The organism is Streptococcus sp. 27098_8_91 (assembly GCF_041432385.1).
Taxonomy (GTDB): domain Bacteria; phylum Bacillota; class Bacilli; order Lactobacillales; family Streptococcaceae; genus Streptococcus.
Genome location: NZ_JAPVZN010000013.1, coordinates 23,066 through 31,295, shown reverse-complemented (window position 1 = coordinate 31,295; position 8,230 = coordinate 23,066). Strand labels below are relative to the sequence as shown.

9 protein-coding genes are annotated in these 8,230 nt (G+C 40.2%); all 9 read left to right on the top strand.

The window, feature by feature from the left end; translation table 11 throughout:
* Window positions 1-417: SIALI-17 repeat-containing surface protein (locus O3611_RS09260; RefSeq protein WP_371608452.1), on the top strand; the 417-nt coding region annotated here is incomplete at its 5' end.
* A 387-nt stretch (window positions 418-804) separates the two neighbouring features.
* Window positions 805-1,503 (top strand): N-acetylmannosamine-6-phosphate 2-epimerase, encoded by a 699-nt coding sequence (locus tag O3611_RS09255; protein WP_371608451.1) that lies wholly within the window; start codon window positions 805-807, stop codon window positions 1,501-1,503.
* A gap of 117 nt (window positions 1,504-1,620) precedes the next feature.
* Window positions 1,621-2,943, top strand: coding sequence for an ABC transporter substrate-binding protein (locus tag O3611_RS09250; RefSeq protein WP_371608450.1), 1,323 nt, complete (start codon window positions 1,621-1,623; stop codon window positions 2,941-2,943).
* Between the two features lie 233 nt (window positions 2,944-3,176).
* Entirely contained in the window at window positions 3,177-4,043 is an 867-nt protein-coding gene (locus tag O3611_RS09245) for a carbohydrate ABC transporter permease (protein WP_371608454.1), read from the top strand.
* 16 nt (window positions 4,044-4,059) lie between these two features.
* Entirely contained in the window at window positions 4,060-4,899 is an 840-nt protein-coding gene (locus O3611_RS09240; protein WP_075229735.1) for a carbohydrate ABC transporter permease, read from the top strand.
* Window positions 4,900-5,098: 199 nt separating this feature from the next.
* Entirely contained in the window at window positions 5,099-5,551 is a 453-nt protein-coding gene (locus tag O3611_RS09235) for a YhcH/YjgK/YiaL family protein (RefSeq protein ID WP_371608449.1), read from the top strand.
* Window positions 5,552-5,570: 19 nt separating this feature from the next.
* A complete protein-coding gene (locus tag O3611_RS09230; RefSeq protein WP_371608448.1) occupies window positions 5,571-6,221 on the top strand; it encodes a YesL family protein in 651 nt (216 codons plus the stop codon).
* Between the two features lie 166 nt (window positions 6,222-6,387).
* Window positions 6,388-7,305, top strand: a complete 918-nt coding sequence (locus O3611_RS09225) for a dihydrodipicolinate synthase family protein (protein WP_016466210.1) — start codon at window positions 6,388-6,390, stop codon at window positions 7,303-7,305.
* Window positions 7,306-7,320: 15 nt separating this feature from the next.
* On the top strand, window positions 7,321-8,205 hold the full coding sequence (locus tag O3611_RS09220; RefSeq protein WP_075228292.1) for an ROK family protein: 885 nt from the start codon (window positions 7,321-7,323) through the stop codon (window positions 8,203-8,205).
* The last annotated feature ends 25 nt before the right edge of the window (window positions 8,206-8,230 follow it).

Genomic DNA, 8,230 nt, shown 5'->3' with positions numbered 1-8,230 from the left:
AGTGAAGCAGCTGTGCATGAAGTCCCAGAATTCACAGGTGGTGTGAATGCAGTAGAAGCAGCAAAAGCAGAATCTCTAGAATTTACAGGTGGAGTCAATGGTAGTGAAGCAGCTGTGTATGAAGTACCAGAATTTACAGGTGGTGTGAATGCAGTAGAAGCAGCAAAAGCAGAATTTCCAGAATTTGTAGGTGGAGTCAATGCTGCAGAATCTGCAGTCCAGGAAGTCCCAGAGTTCACAGGTCAGCAGTCTATTGTATCTCAGGCTACGGCACAAGATAAGACTTATCAAGCACCTGCAGTTCGTCAAGATGTTCTTCCTAAGACAGGAAGTGAAGATGCCACTGTCCTTGCTTTTGTAGGACTTGTTGGGATGCTCCTTGGTATGTTTGCTTTGGGGAAGAGAAAAGAAGATTAGTCAAATCGTTAAAATTGAAGGTTTCCTTAGTGAAACTAAATCTTATACTCAATGAAAATCAAAGAGCAAACTAGGAAGCTAGCCGCAGGTTGTACTTGAGTACGGCAAGGGGACGCTGACGTGGTTTGAATTTGATTTTCGAAGAGTATTAGTTAGAAAGGGTCGTAACGAAAATTAGTTACGGCCTTTTTCTTTAAAAAAGGGCTGGTTTTAAGATTTAAGAGGTGTTGGGATAGATGTTAGATCCCTGAAACTACTTTCAGAAGAAACTGTTGCATAAAATTGTTTTGAAACTCCAATCTATTCTAGCACAAGTTGTTGAAAGCGCTTTAATAATAAGCTATAATAGTCACATAAACACAAAGGAAAAGAAAAGGAGGAAAGTAGATGCCACAAATTAGTAAAGAAGCCTTGATTGAACAAATCAAAGATGGAATCATCGTTTCTTGTCAGGCACTTCCTCATGAACCGCTCTACACAGAAGCGGGAGGAGTTATCCCCTTGTTGGTGAAAGCAGCTGAACAAGGTGGTGCAGTCGGTATCCGAGCAAACAGTGTTCGAGATATCAAGGAAATTAAAGAGGTCACTAAACTTCCGATTATCGGGATTATCAAGCGGGACTATCCACCGCAAGAACCATTCATTACTGCTACAATGAAGGAAGTGGATGAACTAGCGGCTCTTGACATCGAAGTCATTGCTCTTGACTGTACCAAGCGTGAACGTCATGATGGCTTGGAGATCCAAGAATTTATCCGTCAGATCAAAGAAAAATATCCAAATCAACTCTTGATGGCTGACACAAGTACCTTTGAGGAAGGACTAGCAGCAGTAGAGGCAGGAATTGACTTTGTCGGAACAACCTTATCGGGGTATACATCTTACAGTCCAAAAGTGGATGGTCCTGATTTCGAATTGATCAAGAAACTCTGTGATGCCGGCGTGGATGTCATTGCAGAAGGGAAAATTCACACACCAGAACAAGCTAAGCAAATCCTAGGTTATGGGGTTCGAGGCATCGTTGTAGGTGGCGCTATTACTAGACCAAAAGAGATTACGGAACGCTTTGTTGCAGGTCTTAAATAACACAATATAAAAAACGAGGAGAGTGGTTGATTAGTAGGAAGAAATGAAAACGTATACAAAGTCGATATTGCTCTTTATCCAATTCGGATACGCTTAACATCATTTAGGAGAATACAAATGAAATTTAGAAAATTAGCTTGTACGGTACTTGCGGGTGCTGCGGTTCTATCACTTGCTGCTTGTGGCAAATCAGACGCTAACAAAGATGCAGCCAAATCAGGCGATGCAGCAACAACAGAAATCACTTGGTGGGCTTTCCCAGTCTTCACTCAAGAAAAATCTGGTGACGGTGTAGGAACTTATGAAAAATCTATCATCGAAGCATTCGAAAAAGCAAATCCAGATATCAAAGTTAAACTAGAAACAATCGACTTCAAGTCTGGACCAGAAAAAATCACGACAGCAATCGAAGCTGGAACAGCTCCAGACGTACTTTTTGACGCACCAGGCCGTATCATCAATTACGGTAAAAATGGGAAATTGGCTGAGTTGAATGACCTCTTTACAGATGAATTTGTGAAAGATGTTAACAATGAGAACATCGTACAAGCAAGTAAAGCTGGTGACAAAGCTTACATGTATCCAATCAGTTCTGCACCATTCTACATGGCTATGAACAAGAAAATGTTGGAAGATGCTGGTGTAGCTAACCTTGTTAAAGAAGGTTGGACAACAGACGACTTTGAAAAAGTCTTGAAAGCGCTTAAAGATAAAGGATATACTCCAGGTTCATTGTTCAGTTCTGGTCAAGGGGGAGACCAAGGAACACGTGCCTTCATCTCTAACCTTTACGGCGGTTCTGTAACTGATAAAGAAGTAACTAAATATACAACTGACGATCCTAAATTCGTTAAAGGTCTTGAAAAAGCAGCTAGCTGGATCAAAGACGGTTTGTTGAACAACGGTTCACAATTTGACGGTGGAGCAGACATCCAAAACTTTGCCAACGGTCAAACTTCTTACACTATCCTTTGGGCTCCAGCTCAAAACGGTATCCAAGCTAAATTGTTGGAAGCAAGTAAAGTTGAAGTGGTAGAAGTACCATTCCCATCTGACTCAGGCAAACCAGCTCTTGAATACCTTGTAAACGGATTTGCAGTATTTAACAACAAAGATGAAAAGAAAGTTGCTGCAGCTAAGAAATTCATCCAATTCATCGCTGATGATAAAGAGTGGGGTCCTAAAGACGTAGTTCGTACAGGAGCATTCCCAGTTCGTACTTCATTTGGAAAACTTTACGATGACAAACGTATGGAAACAATCAGTGGTTGGACTCAATACTACTCACCATATTACAACACAATCGACGGATTTGCTGAAATGAGAACACTTTGGTTCCCAATGTTGCAAGCTGTATCAAATGGTGACGAACAACCTGCTGCAGCATTGAAAGCATTCACTGAAAAAGCGAATGAAACAATCAAAAAAGCAGCTAAATAATAAGCCCTAAATAAAAACTGAGTTCCCCCCTTTTCCCTGAGCATATCTGTGTATGAAAAGGGGGACTTTTGTTTGAAATAGAAGCAACTGACAGGTCAAAATTAAAATGAAGTTTTTACATTGACGAATCTTAGAAAAATTTCATTTTGATTTTAGATCAGGGTCAGATAACAGTCAAAAAAACAAAACTATGTGAAAGTGAGGTGCCGACTGTGAAAATCAATAAAATTCGCATGCGGGAAACTATTATTTCCTACGCATTCCTAGCACCAGTATTAATCTTCTTTACCGTCTTCGTTTTAGCTCCAATGATCATGGGCTTCATCACTAGTTTCTTTAACTACTCGATGACTAGCTTTGAGTTTGTGGGATTGGACAACTACATCCGCATGTTTAAAGACCCTGTCTTTACAAAATCTTTAATCAATACGGTAATCCTTGTTATCGGATCTGTACCAGTCGTTGTACTTTTCTCACTCTTTGTGGCATCTCAAACATATCAACAAAATGCGGTTGCTAGATCTTTCTACCGTTTCGTATTCTTCCTACCTGTAGTTACTGGGAGTGTTGCCGTTACGGTTGTTTGGAAATGGATTTACGATCCACTATCAGGTATTTTGAACTTCGTGCTTAAGTCAAGCCACATCATCAGCCAAAACATTTCTTGGTTAGGAGATAAAAACTGGGCTTTGATGGCGATTATGATTATCCTTTTGACAACATCAGTTGGTCAACCAATCATTCTTTACATCGCTGCAATGGGGAATATTGATAACTCACTTGTAGAAGCAGCTCGTGTTGATGGTGCGACTGAGTTCCAAGTATTCTGGAAGATTAAATGGCCAAGCCTTCTTCCGACAACTCTTTATATCGCAATCATCACAACTATCAACTCATTCCAGTGTTTCGCCCTCATTCAGCTTTTGACATCTGGTGGACCAAACTACTCAACAAGTACACTTATGTACTACCTTTACGAAAAAGCCTTCCAATTGACAGAATACGGTTATGCTAATACCATCGGTGTCTTCTTGGCAATCATGATTGCTATCGTAAGCTTTGTTCAATTCAAAGTGCTTGGAAACGACGTAGAATACTAAGAGAAAGGAGACAGCTATGCAATCTACACAAAAGAAACCTTTAACAGCCTTCACTGTTATTTCAACTATCATTTTGCTCTTGTTGACTGTACTCTTCATCTTTCCATTCTACTGGATCTTGACGGGTGCATTCAAATCACAACCGGATACCATTATGATTCCACCACAATGGTTCCCTAAAGCTCCAACTATGGAGAACTTCCAACAATTGATGGTGCAAAACCCAGCCTTGCAATGGATGTGGAACTCAGTCTTCATTTCTTTAGTAACGATGTTCTTGGTTTGTGCAACCTCTTCACTAGCAGGTTATGTATTGGCTAAGAAACGTTTCTATGGACAACGCATTCTCTTTGCAATCTTCATCGCTGCCATGGCTCTTCCAAAACAAGTTGTCCTTGTACCATTGGTACGTATCGTCAACTTTATGGGAATCCATGACACTCTTTGGGCAGTTATCTTGCCTTTAATCGGATGGCCATTCGGGGTCTTCCTTATGAAACAGTTCAGTGAAAACATTCCAACAGAATTGCTCGAATCTGCTAAAATCGATGGATGTGGTGAGATTCGTACTTTCTGGAGCGTAGCCTTCCCTATCGTGAAGCCTGGATTTGCAGCCCTTGCAATCTTTACCTTCATCAATACTTGGAATGACTACTTCATGCAGTTGGTAATGTTGACTTCACGCAACAATTTGACCATCTCACTCGGGGTTGCAACTATGCAGGCCGAGATGGCAACTAACTATGGATTAATCATGGCAGGTGCTGCCCTTGCAGCTGTGCCAATCGTAACAGTCTTCCTTGTCTTCCAAAAATCCTTCACTCAAGGTATTACTATGGGAGCTGTTAAAGGATAGGACTCTGCGAAAATCAAATATAGTACAATCTGTTTATCAGTATGCAGAAGTATAGTTGATAGACTAAGAGAATACAGGCTATATAAGTGTCTACAAAATGGAGAGGAGTTGGTTACTTCGTGAAGTTTTGTTAGACACTTATAAACTTACTAGCCAGACATTTCTTGTCTGAAGCTAACAATCAAGTAAAGGAATTACTATGATTTTTGATGATTTAAAAAATATCACCTTTTATAAAGGAATTCATCCAAATCTAGATAAGGCCATTGATTATCTCTACGAGCATCGAAAAGAGTCTTTTGAACTTGGGAAATATGAGATTGACGGAGATAAGGTCTTTCTAGTTGTACAAGAAAATGTCCTTAACCAAGAAGAAAATGATCGCTTTGAGCATCATAAAAACTATGCGGATTTACATTTGTTGGTTGAAGGACATGAGTATTCTAGCTACGGTTCTCGTATCAAAGATGAGGCAGTAGCTTTTGACGAGGCAAGTGATATCGGCTTCGTCCACTGTCACGAACAATACCCACTTTTATTGGGTTATCACAACTTTGCGATTTTCTTTCCAGGGGAACCTCATCAGCCAAATGGTTATGCTGGCATGGAAGACAAGGTTCGCAAATATTTATTTAAAATTTTAATCGATTAGTCAGTTAGGAGGAGAAACAATGGCACATAAAGGATCTGGATTGATAAAAGCGGCATTCGATACGGATAACTTTCTGATGCGTTTTTGCGAGAAAGTTTTAGATATCGTGACGGTTAACCTACTCTTTGTTGTGTCTTGTTTGCCTATTGTGACCATCGGAGTAGCTAAGATTAGTCTCTATCAGACTATGTTCGAAATCAAGAAAAGCCGAAGAGTACCCGTCTTTAAAATCTATATTAGAGCCTTCAAGCAAAACTTGAGATTGGGGCTTCAACTAGGTTTGTTGGAATTGGGAATTGTTTTGATTAGTCTTCTCGACTTGTATCTGTTTTGGGGACAAGCAGGTCTAGCTTTTCAGGTGCTGAAAGCCATCTGTCTAGGGATCTTAATTTTCTTGACATTAGTCATGTTAGCAAGTTATCCTATCGCAGCGCGTTACGAATTGACTTGGAAAGAAGTGCTTCAAAAGGGCTTGCTCTTAGTGAGTTTCAACTTCCCTTGGTTCTTCTTGATGCTTGCAATTCTCTTCTTAATCGTAATGGTTCTTTATGTATCGGGCTTTACTCTTGTACTGGGTGGCTCTGCCTTTCTACTATTTGGATTTGGTCTTCTTGCTTTTTGCCAAGCTGGATTAATGGAAAAATTGTTTGCTAAATATCAAGCAGATTGAAAACGATATGAAACTACTTTCAAACATGAAAAACTATGGGAGATGAATAGAAATTAAAATCTAAGTGGCTTGGATGTATTGAAAGCGATTTTCACAAGGTGTATACTAAAACAGTAAAGAAGTAATCTGCCCAGAGCAGAAAATAAAAAAATCTTAGGAGAAATCTATGTCAGATTTAAAAAAATATGAAGGTGTCATTCCTGCCTTCTACGCATGTTATGATGATGCGGGTGAAGTTAGCCCAGAACGTACTCGTGCCTTAGTACAATACTTTATTGATAAAGGTGTTCAAGGGCTTTATGTCAATGGTTCTTCAGGTGAATGTATCTATCAAAGCGTAGAAGACCGCAAATTGATCTTGGAAGAAGTCATGGCAGTTGCAAAAGGTAAATTGACCATCATTGCTCACGTAGCTTGTAACAATACCAAAGATAGTATTGAACTGGCTCGTCATGCAGAAAGTTTGGGAGTAGATGCTATCGCAACAATCCCACCAATTTACTTCCGTTTGCCTGAGTACTCAGTAGCAAAATACTGGAACGACATTAGTGCTGCTGCGCCAAACACAGACTATGTTATTTACAACATTCCTCAATTGGCTGGTGTTGCCTTGACTCCAAGCCTTTACACAGAAATGTTGAAAAACCCACGTGTCATTGGTGTTAAAAATTCTTCAATGCCAGTTCAAGATATCCAAACTTTTGTTAGTCTTGGTGGTGATGATCATATCGTCTTTAATGGTCCAGATGAGCAGTTCCTAGGTGGACGTCTCATGGGAGCAAAAGCTGGTATCGGTGGTACTTATGGTGCTATGCCAGAACTCTTCTTGAAACTCAACCAATTGATTGCAGACAAAGACCTAGAAACAGCGCGTGAATTGCAATATGCAATCAATGCTATCATTGGTAAATTGACTGCTGCACATGGAAACATGTACGGCGTTATCAAGGAAGTCTTGAAAATCAATGAAGGACTTAATATCGGATCAGTTCGTTCTCCACTTACACCAGTGACCGAAGAAGATCGTCCAGTTGTAGAAGCAGCTGCTCAATTGATTCGTGAAACTAAGGAGCGTTTCCTCTAATCAATAGGAGGCTTTATGACTAATTACGTTGCAATTGATATTGGTGGAACTAATATCAAATATGGTTTGATTGACCAAGATGGACAACTTGTAGAGTCTCACGAAGTAGCAACTGAGGCTCATAAGGGCGGTCCACATATCTTACAGAAAACAAAAGATATTGTCGCTAGCTATCTAGAAAAAGGACCGGTGGCAGGTGTGGCTATTTCCTCAGCGGGAATGGTTGATCCTGATAAGGGTGAGATTTTCTATGCTGGTCCACAGATCCCGAACTATGCAGGGACTCAATTTAAGAAAGAAATTGAAGAAAGTTTCCAAGTTCCTTGTGAAATTGAAAATGATGTCAACTGTGCAGGGCTAGCAGAAGCTGTTTCTGGATCTGGAAAAGGTGCAGGAATAACGCTATGTTTGACCATCGGAACAGGTATCGGCGGTTGCTTAATCATTGACGGCCAGATTTTCCATGGATTTAGTAATTCTGCCTGTGAAGTTGGCTATATGCATATGCAAGATGGGGCTTTCCAAGATTTAGCTTCTACAACTGCCTTGGTTGAGTATGTAGCTAAGGCTCATGATGAAGAAGTAGCCCATTGGAATGGTCGCAGAATCTTCAAGGAAGCTACTGAAGGTAATAAACTCTGTATGGAGGGAATTGACCGTATGGTAGACTATCTTGGGAAAGGTCTTGCTAACATCTGTTATGTTGCCAATCCAGAGGTTGTTATACTAGGTGGTGGTATTATGGGGCAGGAAGCGATTTTGAAACCGAAAATTCGTACAGCTCTGAAAGATGCGCTTGTTCCAAGTTTAGCGGAAAAAACAAGATTAGAGTTTGCGCGTCATCAAAATACTGCGGGTATGCTTGGAGCTTACTATCACTTCAAAACAAAACAATCCTAAGTTGGCCTTGCCAATTTAGGATTTT